The 16656-nt window shown below is 34.6% G+C and carries 14 protein-coding genes; 5 read left to right on the top strand and 9 right to left on the bottom strand.

Annotated features, from left to right (window positions below; genetic code table 11):
- Positions 1-15 precede the first annotated feature (15 nt).
- Complete coding sequence (locus MG292_RS03145; RefSeq protein ID WP_264534147.1) at positions 16-279, bottom strand: hypothetical protein; 264 nt, start codon at positions 277-279, stop codon at positions 16-18.
- A gap of 290 nt (positions 280-569) precedes the next feature.
- Between MG292_RS03145 and MG292_RS03140 the strand changes: the two genes are divergently transcribed.
- Positions 570-1643 carry a helix-turn-helix domain-containing protein gene (locus MG292_RS03140; protein WP_264534148.1) on the top strand — a complete coding sequence of 358 codons (1074 nt, stop codon included), beginning with the start codon at positions 570-572 and terminating at the stop codon, positions 1641-1643.
- A 54-nt stretch (positions 1644-1697) separates the two neighbouring features.
- On the opposite strand, the gene MG292_RS03135 is transcribed toward MG292_RS03140, so the two are convergent.
- Positions 1698-2579 (bottom strand): PorP/SprF family type IX secretion system membrane protein, encoded by an 882-nt coding sequence (locus MG292_RS03135; protein ID WP_264534149.1) that lies wholly within the window; start codon positions 2577-2579, stop codon positions 1698-1700.
- 26 nt (positions 2580-2605) lie between these two features.
- The gene (locus MG292_RS03130; RefSeq protein WP_264534150.1) at positions 2606-7255 is read right to left on the bottom strand and encodes a T9SS type B sorting domain-containing protein; all 4650 of its coding nucleotides are present in this window, start codon (positions 7253-7255) and stop codon (positions 2606-2608) included.
- A 451-nt stretch (positions 7256-7706) separates the two neighbouring features.
- Between MG292_RS03130 and MG292_RS03125 the strand changes: the two genes are divergently transcribed.
- On the top strand, positions 7707-8672 hold the full coding sequence (locus tag MG292_RS03125) for a helix-turn-helix domain-containing protein (RefSeq protein ID WP_264534151.1): 966 nt from the start codon (positions 7707-7709) through the stop codon (positions 8670-8672).
- A gap of 175 nt (positions 8673-8847) precedes the next feature.
- Positions 8848-9855: a recombinase RecA gene (gene recA, locus MG292_RS03120; RefSeq protein WP_264534152.1), complete on the top strand. Its 1008-nt coding sequence runs from the start codon at positions 8848-8850 to the stop codon at positions 9853-9855.
- 146 nt (positions 9856-10001) lie between these two features.
- Here recA and MG292_RS03115 read toward each other — a convergent pair whose 3' ends face one another.
- Positions 10002-10742 (bottom strand): lysophospholipid acyltransferase family protein, encoded by a 741-nt coding sequence (locus MG292_RS03115; RefSeq protein WP_264534153.1) that lies wholly within the window; start codon positions 10740-10742, stop codon positions 10002-10004.
- Positions 10743-10945: 203 nt separating this feature from the next.
- On the opposite strand from MG292_RS03115, the gene MG292_RS03110 reads away from it, so the two are divergent.
- Positions 10946-11482, top strand: coding sequence for a DUF2975 domain-containing protein (locus tag MG292_RS03110; protein WP_264534154.1), 537 nt, complete (start codon positions 10946-10948; stop codon positions 11480-11482).
- A 3-nt stretch (positions 11483-11485) separates the two neighbouring features.
- Positions 11486-11695 (top strand): helix-turn-helix domain-containing protein, encoded by a 210-nt coding sequence (locus tag MG292_RS03105; protein ID WP_264534155.1) that lies wholly within the window; start codon positions 11486-11488, stop codon positions 11693-11695.
- A gap of 31 nt (positions 11696-11726) precedes the next feature.
- On the opposite strand, the gene MG292_RS03100 is transcribed toward MG292_RS03105, so the two are convergent.
- The 5 genes from MG292_RS03100 to dut all read right to left on the bottom strand — a co-directional run bounded on the left by MG292_RS03100 (position 11727) and on the right by dut (position 16655).
- Positions 11727-13103, bottom strand: coding sequence for a murein hydrolase activator EnvC family protein (locus tag MG292_RS03100; RefSeq protein ID WP_264534156.1), 1377 nt, complete (start codon positions 13101-13103; stop codon positions 11727-11729).
- A 20-nt stretch (positions 13104-13123) separates the two neighbouring features.
- Positions 13124-13903, bottom strand: a complete 780-nt coding sequence (gene lolB1, locus MG292_RS03095) for a lipoprotein insertase outer membrane protein LolB1 (RefSeq protein ID WP_264534157.1) — start codon at positions 13901-13903, stop codon at positions 13124-13126.
- Positions 13900-15102, bottom strand: coding sequence for a tetratricopeptide repeat protein (locus MG292_RS03090; RefSeq protein ID WP_264534158.1), 1203 nt, complete (start codon positions 15100-15102; stop codon positions 13900-13902). The genes lolB1 and MG292_RS03090 overlap by 4 nt, the downstream gene beginning before the upstream one ends.
- A gap of 6 nt (positions 15103-15108) precedes the next feature.
- A complete protein-coding gene (locus MG292_RS03085; RefSeq protein ID WP_264534159.1) occupies positions 15109-16119 on the bottom strand; it encodes a sugar phosphate nucleotidyltransferase in 1011 nt (336 codons plus the stop codon).
- A gap of 101 nt (positions 16120-16220) precedes the next feature.
- A complete protein-coding gene (dut, locus tag MG292_RS03080; RefSeq protein WP_264534160.1) occupies positions 16221-16655 on the bottom strand; it encodes a dUTP diphosphatase in 435 nt (144 codons plus the stop codon).
- Position 16656: the final 1 nt, after the last annotated feature.

Genomic DNA, 16656 nt, shown 5'->3' with positions numbered 1-16656 from the left:
AATAAAAGAAAAAAATTATTCTTTTTTCGTTGGTGATTTTAAAATCACAAAGATTTGGCCAGTATACTTTATATTGTTAACTAAAGTATCTCGTTTAACAACATTAACAGACTCAATTTCTTCTGGTTTTATAGCCACCAATTCTTCTTTAAAAACAGGTTTGTTTTTAATAAAATAAATGACATTATCACCAATTGATGATTTCGATTTTGTTTTTAATTCTTGGGAAAAACCAGATAAACTAACCAATATAATGGTAGACAAAAAGAATAATTTCATGATAATTGTGAGGTTACAAACTTCTATAAACTTAATTACTTTACAAAAGTACATCTTTTGAAGTTCCCTAATTTTGTCTAACAACCCTAGATTTGTCAAAAAAAAATTTTTTTTGACAACTTTTATGAGCTAAAAATGCCTACTTTTGTTTAAAAATCCCCACATCTATGCTTTTATACGTTTCAATATTTACAGTTTTATTGTCCTTACTGTTATTGTATAACAACTGGAATATAAACAAAAATGCAGCGTATTTATCTTTGTTTCTGATTTTTTCATCAATCTATGGCATGGCTCATTATTTTGCCATCTATGGTAAATCTCCTTTTTGGTTAGCCATTTTTTACAATCATTTTACACCTTTAATGTTGTTGTTAGGCCCTTTATTATTATTTTATGTTAGAGGTACTTTAAACGATACATCTAGGTTAAATAAATGGGATATTCTTCATTTTATACCTGCACTAATTCATTTAATAGGAATCATTCCATATTTTTTTCAACCTTTTGAAGAAAAAATTAAAATTGCTTCCGCCATCATTGAAAATGTAGATACTATTATAACAATTAATACGAACTATTTTTATACCAGCACTGTTGGTTTTATTACCAGACCCGTATTGCTTTTGGTTTATATTTTGTACTGTATGGTTTTGATATGGAATCGTTTTACGGTATCTAAAGAAGACCAAAGTATCCCTCAAAAGCAATTGTTTTTTTCACTTCGCTGGCTTATTGTTCTCATAATGAGTTTGTTTTTTATAGTTGTAGAGTTCTTAATTATCACGTACAACTCTATCTTTATTAAACCTAGTATAGGACTAATAAATTCTTATCCATTATACATCTTATCTGGTGTTGCTTATTGTATTATGTCCTTCTCGCTACTACTCTTTCCTAATATATTATATGGAATTCCAAAACGAATCATTACAGGAGGAGACACTAAAAAAGCAAAAGCTCAGAAAGCTATTCCTATTTCAGAAGAATCCACCACAAACAATGAGGACCCTTTTTATGATCTTTCTGAAAACATAAAAGAATACTTGGAAAGAGAAAAACCTTTTCTTAACCCTGATTTTTCTGTTAGTGACATCGCTTTAGCTCTTCAAGTGCCTCAAAATCATGTGCTATATTGTATTAATGATATCATGCAAACTAAATTTTCTACTCTAAAATCAAATCTTAGAATAGCATATGCTGTTGAATTACTTTCTGGAGACTTAAAAGAATCGTTTACCATTGAAGGTATTGCACAACAGTCTGGCTTTAACACTAGGGCCAGTTTTTATAATGCTTTTAAAGACAAAACAGGCATGACACCAACAGAGTTTATAGCCATTCAGAAAGCTAAAATAACATAAAAAAACTCCATTAATAATGGAGTTTTTTTATTTATTTGCAACTAATTTAATTAGTTAAAACTTAAATTGTAACAAGATCTCGTTAGTATTTCTAGCTGCGGCAAGTGTAGGTTGCAGACTCATTTCATATGCAAATCCAAAAAGAAAACGCTTGTTAAGTCTTACAGTAGTCATAGCTGCATAGGCTTTATCTGTTCTATACATCCCTCCTAGTTCAAAATTTTTCTCTATCTGTAACATTGTGGTTAAATCTATAGATGTTGGCGCACCATTAACGTAACGGATCATTACAGAAGGTTTTACTACAAAAAAAGAATTGATGTTAAAATCATACCCTCCACTTAAATAAATATGAGGTCTATCAGTAGCTGTCATTGCGTAACCCGATTGATTTACCGCTTTGCTTGTATTAAGTAACCTTGGAATAGACAAAGAAGCATACCAATTATCTCTTTTCAATAAGGCACCCACTCCAAAATTAGGATTAAAAGCATTGATAGAGGCTAGCGCTCTATCTGACTGCATATTATATGTTTCTAAGCCAGTAGTATTAACATTGTAGAAATTACCTCCTGCTTTGATTCCTAAATACAAATCAGTTGTAGCGTCCATTTGAACTTTATAACAAAAATCAACACCTAAAAAAGTTTCCTTCTCTATAAATGTTCTGTCATTGATTACAGATACTCCAATTCCCATGTTCTTGCCTAGGGCTGTTCCATAAGAAACGGTTTGTGTTTCAGGAGCTTCTTCTATTCCTGTCCATTGTTTTCTTAAAGAACTCGTCCAGAGTGTCTCGTTATTTACTCCAACATAAGCTGGGTTAATTAAATTCATATGTGATTTGTAGAAGGCAAAAACACTTTCTTGTTGAGCCATAGCAAAACTACTTACCATAAGAAGTGCTAAACCCGCTATATAATTTATTTTTTTCATTTGTCTAATTGTTTTAATATAGAATCCTATTCTCTGATATATAACCACCCTTGTGCATCTATTGATCCATCACCATTCAAATCGATTTGATAGAAATAAGAAACGGCTGATGGTAAAGTCTCATTGTTATCTTTATAATGTCCTGTCCAATCATTTTGGTAATTATTTGAATAGAACACTTCTTTGCCCCATCGGTTAAATACACGTACAATACTTCCAGGGTGATTTTCAATGTTGTAGATTACCCAAGTATCATTTACACCGTCTCCATTTGGGGTAATCGCTTGCGAAACATTAATTTCAATTAGATCACAAACATCTCCTTTTCCGTCACGGTCTCTATCTGCTTGATTAGCGTTTGCGGTCAGCGGACAATTATCTCTAGTGTCTAAAACCCCATCATTATCATCATCATCATCACAAGCATCACCTAAACCATCATTGTCATTATCAGCTTGATTAGCGTTTGGAGTTAATGGACAATTGTCTAAACTATCTACTATTCCATCATTATCAGAATCTAAATCTCTAAAATCAGGGATTCCGTCTCCATCGGTATCCATCGGAGAAATTCCGCTACCTTTTTCAAGGGCATCAGTTGTTCCATCGTTATCAGAATCCAAATCTCTATAATCCGGTGTGCCATCATTATCGGTATCCAATGGTGATGTTCCAGGTCCTTTTTCTACTGCATCGGTAATTCCATCATTGTCTGAATCCAAATCTCTATAATCCGGTGTGCCATCATTATCTGTATCCAATGGTGTTGATCCAGGTCCTTTCTCAACAGCATCAGTAATACCATCGTTATCAGAATCTAAATCTCTATAATCTGGTGTGCCATCATTATCTGTATCCCTTGGAGTAGCTCCGGTTCCTTTTTCTACTGCATCGGTAATTCCATCATTATCTGAATCCAAATCTCTATAATCCGGTGTACCGTCATTGTCAGTATCTAATGGTGATGTTCCAGGTCCTTTTTCTACTGCATCGGTAATTCCATCATTGTCTGAATCCAAGTCTCTATAATCAGGTGTACCATCATTATCAGTATCAACTGGACTAGCTCCATTTGTGCCTTTTTCTATAGCATCGGTGATTCCATCGTTGTCTGAATCCAAATCTCTAAAATTAGGAGTGCCGTCATTATCGGTATCTACTACTCCATCTACTGCATTAGGAATTCCGTCATTGTCACAATCAGAAGTATTCCATGATGTGCTTGGTGCTAACGTTCGACTAGCCACAACAAAATCACATGAGTTATTTTTATTAGTCCCGTCCAAAATTTCTTGGTTATCTAACACTCCATCACCATCTGAATCTCCAACTAATGGATCGGTATTGTTTAATATTTCTTGTCTATTGTTGGTTCCGTCACCATCACAATCTGCAGCATTCCAAGTAGTACTTGTAGCTACCGTTTGATGTGCTTGAATAAACTTACATCCATCTTTCGCATCAGTACCATCTAACTTTTCAGTACCATCTATTACTCCGTCTCCGTCTGAATCTGGGTTCAATGGATTAGTACCATCCGTTAGTTCGTCGCCATTTGAAACACCATCATTATCACAATCTGCTGTATTCCAAGCGGCATCTGTTGGCTCTGTTTGATGTTCTAAAACAAAATCACAAGAGTCTTTTTCATCTGTATTATCTATTTTTTCAGTAGCATCTAAAACTCCGTCAGCATCACTGTCTAAATCCAATCTGTTTGGAGTTCCATCGCCATCAGTATCAATATCTAAACAGGCGCTTGCATCGACTAAGCCGGCAATTCCTAGAGAAAAATCACAATAATATTCATATGCTCTTCCTGTAAAAGAAACTTCAGACACATTCCCATTAAATGAAATCGTTCCGCATCCTTCAGCACCTGGTAGTGCTGTAATTGGTGTATTCAATGCAACACCAGGAAAAGCGTTATTTGATTTAATTAATTGTCCAGGTTGCGATAAATCTAAAGTCTTATTCAAAGAAGATATAAAGAATCTTGGATTATTGATAGGTTGATCAAAAACAAATCGATGTTGGCCTAATGTGGTACTCCTGAACGAATTAGCTCCTCCATTACCACTTGGTTGTGGTGCCCAATATGAAGTGCCACAATAAGGTGCCATTCCATAATCAATAATAGAATTGTTTGAATTAGTTACAGAAACATTCACAATAGTTCCTGCAACATTTACAGTCCCTCTTAAAACACCTCCTGTATATGAATTCCAAGTAACATAATAAAAATTTGTTGGGTTCAAAGTATTACTAACTGAAGTGCTTGCCGAACAGTCTTGTTCTTCATAATCTAACAATCCATCATTATCATCATCTGGATCATTAGCATCTGTCAATCCATCGCCATCTGAATCGATTCCTCTAACAGTAATTACCTTAGTTGTAGTATTATTACATTGTGTATAAGTAATTGTAGCGGTACCATCTGTTAATCCAGAAACTAATCCATTGCTATCTACAGTTGCAACACTAGTAGCATTACTTGACCAAGTCCCACCTGCTACAGGATGAGACAACTGAATAGTAGTTCCTGTATTAACTTGGGATGCTCCTGTAATTTGAGCAAAATACCCCGCAACAAAATTACTGGTTGTTCCTGTTTTTGCAAAGTTAGTAAGTGTCCCATTGTTAGGTGTAGAGGTGGAATCAAACAAAGTAGTTATACTCGCATTGTTACCTCCTGCAATTCCTTGATTAAATTGGTAATAATCAACCAAACCTGTTTCATTACCTGTTAAAACAGTATTTAAGTTATTAGCAATTTCAGAAGCGGTTCTAGAGGTATTCCAAAAACGAACTTCATCCAATAATCCCGCATAATAATTATCTACAAATCCCATTTGATACGGATTGTTCACATTAACAGCTGTAGGAGCAGGTGCGGTGTGAACTAAATTTCCATTTACATATACCTTAAAAGCCGTTCCTTCTTTAACTACCGCTACATGAGACCATACATTTTGAAGGATATGAGCATTCGGAGTTACAAAACCAAAATCAGCCAATGTATTATCTTCCCATGCAGATAAATGGATTTTTCCACTCATCAAGTAAAGTGATGGTACTCTTGTATTGTTAGCTCCTGATTGTTTTCCAAATATAGCGTGCCATGCCCCATCAAAATTAGAATTATCTGGCTTAATCCAGGCTTCAATCGTAAATGCTGTAGCACCATCTTGTATAGAAAGACTACTTAAATTAACAACATCATTCACACCATCTAAATGCAAAGCATTATTTGTTACAGCAGTAACAGCTGTTCTTGTACTAGCACATCCCGTAGTAATATCATTAGCCTGAACATAATATGTAGTTCCAGCAACAGCTGATGTAATTCCGGTAATTAAGTTTCCTCCCGTTGGTGCGTCATACCAAGACAAAGTAGTTCCTGTTGGTGCAGTTGCACTTAAACCTGTAACCGCGTCTCCAGTACAAATTAATTGTGAAGCTAAAGCTGTTGGGGCTGATGGAAGTGAGTTTACAGTTCCCGACACAGCGACATTTTGTGAAACCGAACCCGAAACCACGTTTATGTTACCACTTGGTGTTCCTGTGGCTGTTGATGCCATTCGTACATAAACCGTTGTAGCAGTTAATGTTCCCGAAGCTGTTATTGTAACACTAGTACTATATCCAGAACCATTTGTTAAAGAAACTTCAAAACCTGTAGGGGCTGTTACCACTACATTTGCTGTTAAACTTGTTCCAGAAATAGAAAAACTTTGAACAACTGATGCTGAACCTGAACATGCCGAAAATGGTACTAATTGCGAAACAGAAGTTACAACAGCTGAAACACCTGCTTGAGTAATAGCCAACTCACTAGTTGTAGTATCACTTAAGGTATAACCCGCTGTATTCGTAATTGTTGCTGTAACAGGATAAGTATTTCCAGCCGTTAAAGCTGTATTCATCGGTAAAGACCAAGTACTTCCTGTAATTACCAAACCATTAGTAGTAGTATAAACTACTCCATTAACCGTTACAGATAAGGTTTCTCCATTTTGTAAAGTTGCTGTTCCTGAAATAGTTGGTGTTGTATTAGATGTTGTTTGTGATGTTACTGTTACAGGACCTGCTGGTCGTAATCCTTGTGTTACCGTTAAATACGCATTCAAATCATTTAATAATCCAGAGGTAGCCGCGTTTCCTGAAACGTTGGAGCCATCTGTAAATGTCAAGTTAGCTCCGATTTTTTTGAACCCTAAATCACTTGTGGAACTAATCGTATAAGTAGAAGATCCTCCGTAGGTAAAATTGATGGGGCTTATTGAAGAATTTGGTAAGATACCAAACATATTTACCGTTGATCCATTAGTATTTCTCCAAACAATAGCTCCCGGGAATTCAATGATCTGACCTGAAGATAGTTGTAAACGAATCGTTCCTGGAATATCATTTCCTTGATACCCTGAAGGTATTTCAAAAATACCAGAAGCAGACTGCTGTACAAAAAACGCTTTAGCTATACCTAAAGTAGTAAAAGTAGTGATGTTTGTCGCGTCCTGCGGATTAGAACCTTTTATTCCTATAAACCCTTCCGAAAAAGGAACACTAACTTCTACTTGAGCATGAAGTGTTGTCAAAAAAAATATTGAAAGAAACAATATTGTTTTTTGAACATGTTGTTGAATACGTAAGATACCTTTTTTGTTTTTCATAAATAAAAATTTAAGCTATTTTAGAAATTAAAATGCTGGAGGGGAAACTGCATTCTGATAATAAGAAAAGGAATCTTAATTATTTTTAATAATATAATTTGATTGCAAAGTAAAATCTAAAATAAGCTGACAAAATAAAGTTGTCCTGCAAGTTTGTCCTCTAAATAGATTATTTTGACAAATTCTTTTTTGAGGTCAATACTTCCGTTAATGATTTTTTTACTTTTGTTGTAACTATTGAAACCCCACATTAATGCTATTGTATCTATCTGTTTTTACAATTTTGATATCCTTTGTCCTGCTTTTTTTTAATTGGAAATCAAATCGAAACATGTTTTTTTTGTCCTGTGTTTTTATACTAACCTCTTTGTTTGGAATTGGGCACTATTTTATAACCTCTAAAAATTCTGCCTTGGGGCTGGCTATTTTTTTCAACCATTTTGCCCCACTTATGTTTCTAATAGGCCCTTTCGTATATTTCTATGTAAGAAACACATTAACAGGTTTTTATAGATTACACAAATACGATTGGATTCATTTTGTGCCAACTATAATTGCTACAATAGGTAGTTTTCCTTATCTTTTTTTGCCTTTTGAAAACAAACTCCAATTGGCCAATCAGATTATTCATGACTTGAATACAATAAATACTATTGAAGTAAATTTATTCTATACTTTTCAACAAAGTTTCGGTTTACGAACCCTTTTAGTTTTTGTATATTTATTGTACTGTTTTTACTTACTTTGGAAGTACTATCCTTCGAAAAAAACAGAAAGACAAAATCCTAAAAAACAATATTTTATAATTTACCGGTGGCTAGTTTTATTTTTATCTAACATGCTTTTCATTTGTATTAGCTTTACTTACTTAGCCTTAAACGCAGGATTCTCTATGTCTAATGAATCTATAAGCAATGGATATTTGTTATACATTATGGCTGGTTTTGCCTACTCTTTAATGTCTTTTTCGCTTTTGTTATTCCCTGAAGTCCTTTACGGAATACCTAGAAATAGCACTTCAAATCTGACCAAGAAAAAGAAAGAAAAAAGAAAAACTATACCTGAAGAAGATCCTTTTTTTGAACTGTCAGTGCAAATTCAAAACTATCTTCAAGAAAAAAAACCATACCTGAAATTTGATTTTACAATGAGCACTATAGCTATTGATCTTAAAATACCCCAAAATCAAGTTGCATATTGTATCACACATTTAATGAATATTAATTTTTCAAAACTAAAAACTAAATTACGAATCGCTCATGCAATTGAATTGTTAGAATCTGGAACTAATTCAATAGTAACTATTGAGGCTATTGGAAAACAGTCGGGATTTAAAACCCGATCGAATTTTTATAGTGCTTTCAAAAAAGAGATTGGAATCACTCCAAGTGAATATGTTCAAAATATGAATCAATGATTTTTTATTAGTTTTTTGAATGAATTTCTAAAATATCCCTTCCTACTAGAGGCATTTCTATATTTTACAAAATACCTTTTGAAACTTCAAAAAAAAACCTAATTTTACGAAAATATAACACGTATCTATATACGTGTTTTTCTCTTAAATTGACAACTAATTAGATACATAAAAGATGAGTTCAGAAAAAGAAGCCAAACTAAAAGCCCTACAACTTACACTAGACAAACTAGACAAAACCTACGGAAAAGGAACCGTAATGAAAATGGGGGACAAAGCCATTGAAGAAGTAGAAGTAATCTCTTCGGGTTCTCTGGGAGTTGATTTAGCTTTAGGTGTAGGTGGCTACCCAAAAGGAAGAATTATTGAAATTTATGGTCCTGAATCATCTGGAAAAACAACCTTAACATTACACGCTATTGCCGAAGCTCAAAAAGCAGGCGGAATAGCGGCCTTCATCGATGCTGAACATGCCTTTGATAGACATTATGCTGAGAAACTAGGCGTAAATATTGAAGATTTAATTATCTCACAACCAGATAATGGAGAGCAAGCATTAGAAATTGCCGAAAACTTAATTCGTTCAGGAGCAATTGATATTGTGGTAATTGACTCAGTAGCTGCTTTGACTCCAAAAAGTGAAATTGAAGGCGAAATGGGAGATTCTAAAATGGGACTTCATGCCCGTTTAATGTCACAAGCCTTACGTAAATTAACAGGAACTATTAGCAAAACAAACTGTACTGTTTTCTTTATCAATCAATTAAGAGAAAAAATTGGGGTAATGTTTGGAAATCCAGAAACTACAACTGGTGGTAACGCCTTGAAATTTTATGCGTCTGTTCGTTTGGATATTCGTCGTGCTTCACAAATTAAAGATGGTGAAAACGTAATTGGAAACAGAACTAAAGTAAAAGTGGTGAAAAATAAAGTAGCTCCCCCATTTAAAACCGCAGAATTTGACATTATGTATGGCGAAGGCGTGTCTAAAACTGGAGAAATTTTAGACTTAGCAGTAGAATTTGAAATTATCAAAAAATCAGGTTCTTGGTTTAGCTATGGAGATACAAAACTAGGACAAGGTAGGGATGCTGTTAAAGCCTTAATCAAAGACAACCCAGAATTAGCCGAAGAATTAGAAGAAAAAATCAAGTCACAAATCAAAGAATTAGGCGCTGAATAACGCTTCAAACTCATAAAACAAAAGCTGTCTTAATTGCATCGTGCTGTCATTCCGAATTTATTTCGGAATCTTAACTTAAAAAGTTAAAGAAACTGAAACAAGTTCAGTTTGACAAAAGGTGTTTTAAGACAGTTTTTTTATTGGTATTAACTCTCGAAGGCAACTAATTGGTCATAAATAATCTGATACACTTCCTCTTTTATTGCTTTCCTATCGTCCAACGTCTTGCCTTTCGTCTCCAAGTGTTGATGGATTTTTACTCGCATTAATCCTGGACTTCCGCTAAAAAAAGTATACGACAATCGTTTTTTGTTATCTCCAAAAGAAATGGGAACAATAGGAATTTGATGTTCTATTGCTAAACGAAATGCACCATCTTTAAAACTATCTAAAACAATCGATTCGTCATAAGGAACTCCCCCTTCAGGAAAAATACAAACACTCAAACCTTGATTTAATTTCTTTTGAGCTCTTTCAAAAACAGCACGTCGGCTTTGCGCGTTGTTCCTGTCTACTAAAATACAAGTCCGCTTATAAAAAAATCCAAACAAAGGAATTGCCGCTAATTCTTTTTTCCCAACAAAAACAAAAGGACGATCAACCACGGCTAACATTAACATGATATCGGTCATCGAAGTATGATTGGCTACAATCATATAACTAGTGTTAGGTTCTAACCTTTGAATAGTTTCTACTTTGTAATAGAATCCCATAGTAAACAAAATAAACTTCCCCCAAATTCTTGCCATGACAAAAAAATAAGGGTAGCCACGTTCCGAAACTATTGACAATACTAAAAAAGGAAACATGATCAATATAGGCAAAGCAATCATGATGTAAAACCATACGCGCCACAACAACCAAAATAGCATTTTAACTCCTCTCATAAGTTCAAATGTATGAAATAGATTGACATTTTAAAAATAGTAGTGAATCCAAGAAAATTATTGAATCTTAATCCTATATAAATGCACACTAATAAATTGGCAATAAAATGATTTTTTGTTAAAAATATAATTTTTTTCAATAAAATTTTATTGATTATCAATAAAAATTTATTTTTGTATCCATAATTAAAAATTAACTAGGCATGAAAAAAAATAATGCGGCTATTTTAAAAGGACTGCATGTTGCTTCTTGGATCATTTTTATTGGACTTTGCATAGAAGCCGGTGCGCTACTATTTAATTTTGTTTTTACCTTGTTCAAACCAATCGCAACACATAACGTTTATAATGGATTAGATCTTTCCGAATTGTATGAAAAAGAATTTCCTCACTTTGTAGGATTAATGAGTTGTATCGTTGTTTTAGCATTTCTTAAAGCCTACTTATTTTATTGGGTAGTACGCTTATTCACTAAATTGAATATTGAAGCTCCCTTTAGTCTGGCTATAGCCAAAATCATAGAAAAGATAAGTTACGAGGCGTTTTCAATAGCAATTCTAAGTATAATTACAAAAGAATATGCTAAAAGACTCATTCAAAACGGATACGAACTAAGTGATGCCAGTTCGTATTGGAACGATACAGCAGCATTTTTGATGATGGGCGCAATTGTTTACGTTATTTCACAGATTTTCAAAAAAGGAATTGAATTACAAAAAGAAAACGACCTAACAATTTAAAGTATGGCAATAATCGTAAACCTAGATGTAATGATGGCAAAACGCAAAATGTCACTCAACGAATTATCAGAAAAAGTAGGGTTGACATTAGCCAATTTATCTATTTTAAAAACAGGAAAAGCAAAGGCCATAAGATTTAGCACATTAGAAGCTATTTGCAATGCTTTAGACTGTCAACCAGGCGACATTTTGGAATACACCGCTGAAAAATAAAAAAGCACTACTTTCGTAGTGCTTTATCTAATTAATTTGATAACCATCCCGCAGGATTGATATACGAAGTATTTTGAAGTATTAAAAATTTAATCACCGTTTTACCCGTTTCTCCATTGGAACGAACTCTTCCTATTGCTTGTTTTCTGTTTACCTTTTCTCCTTTGCTTACAGAAACAGAACTTAAATTTTGATATACCGTAAAGTAATCTCCGTGCTGAATCATTACGGCTCTATTTACGGGAGACAAACTAATTACACTAGTCACAATCCCATCAAAAACTGCTCTAGCACTAGCTCCTTGGTCGGTTGTAATCTCTACACCACTATTATGCACCATTAACGATTTATATACCGGATGTGGTTGGTTTCCAAAACCTAAAGTAATGCTTCCACGTTCTACTGGATACGGCAATCTTCCTTTATTGGCTCTAAAATTATCCGAAACAATTTTAGCTTCGGGAGTTAAATCAATTTTCGTAGACGAAATAGATTCCCTTGTTGTGGGTTCTGGTTCTTCCTCTGTTTCTACTGGTTTTGCTATTGGTTTGGCGTTTTTTGTTGTCTTATTGGCGTTAGCTAGCTCTTTTGCAGCAGCTAGTGCAGCCGCTTTCTTCTCTTTAGCCGCAGCGGTGGCAGCTGCTTTTTGTTTGGCTCTTTCGGCAGCCGCTTTTCTATTCGCTTCTGCAATGGCCTGACGAATTAAACGGTCTATTTGACGATCTATCGCTTTGGCTTCTTGTTGTTTTTTCTTAATGTCATTAGCAATTTTATTCTTGTCTTTTTTAATCGCATTTACTAATTTTTCTTGTTCTTTCTTTTCTTGTTCTAAAGACTGACGTTCTTTCTCTTTCTCTTCAATTAATTTTTGCTTGGCTGATTTTTGTACTTCTAATTTTTGATTGTACACAACAAGTTCTTTCGATTTTCCTTGAATTTCTTCTCCTTGAATTTTTCTAAAACTAGTATATTGTTTCATATACTGTAATCGTTTGTATGCCTGCTGGAAATTTTTTGACGACAATAAAAACATGGCTCTGCTCTCTTCTGAACGACTTTTATACGACTTCACAATCATCTTTGCGTAATCTTCTTTTAAAATAACTAGTTCTTTCTTAAGCTTGTTAATCTGTACTTGATTAATATACATATCGTTACTTAACAACTTCGCTTGTTTCTCTGTGGTCTTTATCAAATTTTCTTTCAGCGCTATTTTTTTCTCTTGAATAGCCATGACACTCACTGCCGATTTTTCTTTTTTCTTAACGGACTGTAATAGTCTTTCATTCTCTTTTATTTCTTGCTGAATTTGAGCTTTTCGTTGTTCTAACCTTTCTTGTTGCGACTCTTGGCTCCAAACCAATGAGGTGGTGCAAATAAACAATAGACTAAGGAGAAATTTTGGCATGGTAAAATATTTTTGCAAATTTACTTAATTAAAATTCTTTTGTACCCATTTGGAACGCTATATGGAAAAGAAAGCGCTTCATTGAAACTAACCGCATTGTAATTAAAACTGATTTCGGTTTTTCCTTTCGCTTGTAAAGCGTTTATCAAAACCTGCATTGGAACTGCCCCTTCATTAAATGAAGCGCGTTCTGAATAACTCACCTGAATCATTCGGTCTTGTTCTGGCTGACTTATTTCTTGTTTTTGAATCTGAAATTTTTCTGTATCAAAAACGTAATTTTTCTTCGTTTTTTCGGATTGTAAGTCGACTAATTCAAACCCCTGTTCGCTTTTTGACAAGACATATTTCCCCTGTTGTAAATTATCAAAAGCTTCGCCCAACAACATATTTTGAATTTTAGAAAAATCCAAATCAGTCCCAAGCCATTGACTCAATCCGCTGAAATCGCCCTCAAAGTACGTTCCGTTCATCTTCTCATAATAACTCACCGATGTAGGTGTAATTAAGGCTTTCGCCATCGTAATTCCTAAGAAACGCACGCTAATCAAAATTTGTTCGTCTTTCTTAATTTTAATTTCTGCCGTTACATTCTGTGTTTGTTTTTCATCAGAAAAACGCACATTCGATTTAATATAAACCGTCGAAAAGTTGATTTTGTTATTGTAATGATTCGCTATTATTTCTCCAGCTGAAATCTCTTTTGTTTTAGGAACTTCGGGCGTAGTTATCGCAATGGCTTGTTGGGTTTTACACGAAACCAATGCCATTAAAAACAACACCATGATTATCTTTCTCATTTCTTTTTCTTTTGTATTAGCTGATTTGCTTGCGCAAAAAAACTGTCTTTCTTGTTAAAATCGCCCAAACCGTTATAAGCTTCTGCCAATTGCAAATTAAAATTGATTTCCAAATCCAAATCGTCTATTACAAAATCCAAACCCGTTTCTAACGTATCCTTCGCTTTTTTAAATTGACGCAATTGGTTGTTGGCTAGACCAAAATAATAATAAAAATAGGCTTGAGCGGGATACAATTCAATTCCTGCTGCTGATTTTTGAGCCAATTTTTCAAACTGCTGTGTCGTTGTATACGCTTGAAGTAAGAGTAAATTAGTTTCCACCGCTCCTACTTCTTTTTGAAGTGCCAATTCATAAAACCGAATAGCTTTCTCCGTTTGATTTTTGTTTTGATAGAACTTTCCAATAGCTTGTGCCACATTCACTTCTTTGTCTGAATCAAAAAACGAAATTGCCTTTTCTAAATTGCTTTCAAATTGCGGATTTTTAAATGCAAAGATCAAAAATTCATTCACTACTCGATGCTTAACCGTATTGGGGATTTGGGTGTTTACCAATATATTATTCATTAATTGAACCGCTTGGTTTCCATCATTGGCATCCAAATATTTTTTAAAATCACCTACTTCTTTCCAGTCGGAAGTTTCGTTTTTGGTAGCCAAAAGAATTTGGTTTTTAAATTGCGTTCTTTCTTGCGATTTGCCATATTTAGCATCCATTTCCTTGATTAAAGCTAGCGCTTTTTCAGACTGATTCGTCATCATGTACAACGGAATCAAATCGTCTTTATTTCGCTCGTCAAACAAAATCAATTGTTGTACCGCAGCCATTGCCCGGTCGTAATTCTTGGTTTGAAAACTCAAATCATAGATTCCTACCCAAAACCATCTGTTTTTAGGCTCAATTTGAGTCGCTTTTTGAAACGATTGGTAGGCGTTTTCATATTGCTTTAAAGCCAAATAATTTTTGCCTAATTCAAAATGAATTGTTGCATTATTCGGTTGGCTTACCAAACATTTCTCCAAAGCCACAATCGCCTTGTCGTAATTCTCAATGCCTTTTTGCAAAAGCGATTCGTAAAAAGAATCCTGAAATTCATCAGAAACCATAGCAATATCCTCTGGTTCTGTTTGTGTCCATCCCGAAAACGGCAATACAAACAGACTTAAAAAGAAAAAAACTATAGTCTTTGTATTCATACTTCTTTATTCCAAAACCGAATAATCCCCAATACTGATGCTAGTGAAATTACCATCGAAACTCGCATGATTTCCAATCATAGCATTGTCTAAATTGGCATTTTTAATATGCGAATGGGTTTGTACCAAACTGTTTTTGATTGTACTATTAGTAACATGACATCCTTTTCCTAAAGAAACATTAGGCCCAACAGTCGCGTTAATCAATACCACGTCTTCACCAATATAACACGGCGGAATAATCGTTGCATTTTCACATTTTACCCCAGAATGGACTAAATTTTCTCCGTCTTGTTGTAAAAAACCTAACATTCTTCCGTTGGTCTCCACTGTCACATCTTTGTTGCCGCAATCCATCCACTCAGCCACTTCACCAGGAACAAAACGTTTACCATTAGCCATCATTCGTTTAATTCCGTCGTTGATTTGGTATTCGCCTCCATGAATGATATTGTTATCCAATACCCATTGTAATTCGTTTTTCAACACTGCTACATCTTTGAAATAGTAAATTCCAATTACGGCAAGGTCTGAAACAAACTCTTTAGGTTTTTCTACCAATTCTACTATTTCGTTGGCTTCATTCAAATTAATTACGCCAAATGCTTCAGGTTGATCTACTTGTTTTACCCAAATCACGCTATCTGCATTTTGATCCAAATCAAAGTCGGCACGAATTAACGTATCGGCATAGGCAATCACCGCTGGACCGCTCAAAGAATCTTTGGCACACATAATGGCGTGACCTGTTCCTAAAGCTTCGTTTTGGTAATAAATCGTTCCTTTAGACCCTAGTTTTTCAGCAATAGCAATCAAATCAGCTTCGACTTGTTTTCCAAAACTTTCATGGATAATAAAGGCAATTTCTTCAATATCTTGATTCAAAACTCCCGCAATATCCTCCACCAAACGGTGTACAATTGGTTTTCCTGCAATAGGAATTAATGGTTTAGGAATCGTTAATGTATGTGGGCGAAGACGAGAACCACGTCCTGCCATTGGTACTATTATTTTCATTCTTTATATTTTAACGCAAAGCTCGCAAAGATTTTTCGCAAAGTTCGCTAAGATTATATTTTTGATTTTTTTCTGAACAATTTATGCTGAACACTGAACACTTATTTTACCCCCGTACTACCAAAACCACCTTCGCCTCTGGATGTTTCAGATAATTCCTGAACTTCAATCCATTCGGCGCGTTCGTGTTTGGCAATAATCAATTGAGCGATGCGTTCGCCATTCTCAATTACAAAATCTTCATTAGATAAATTGACTAAAATCACCCCTATTTCTCCTCTATAATCAGCATCGACTGTTCCTGGAGAATTCAAAACGGTAATCCCTTTTTTGATAGCCAAACCGCTTCTTGGGCGAACCTGCGCCTCAAATCCAATGGGTAACTCGATAAACAACCCCGTTTTCACAATAACACGCCCAAGTGGAGCCAATGTGATGGGAGCGGTTAAATCGGCTCTTAAATCCATTCCTGCTGAAGCAAGTGTCTCATAATTAGGCAACGGATGCTGCGACTTATTGATGATTTTTATTGTCATT

This window comes from Flavobacterium keumense (genome assembly GCF_029866485.1).
Lineage (GTDB): Bacteria > Bacteroidota > Bacteroidia > Flavobacteriales > Flavobacteriaceae > Flavobacterium > Flavobacterium keumense.
The sequence above is the reverse complement of the archived record's forward strand: the minus strand, read 5'-3'. Positions and strand labels throughout refer to the sequence as shown.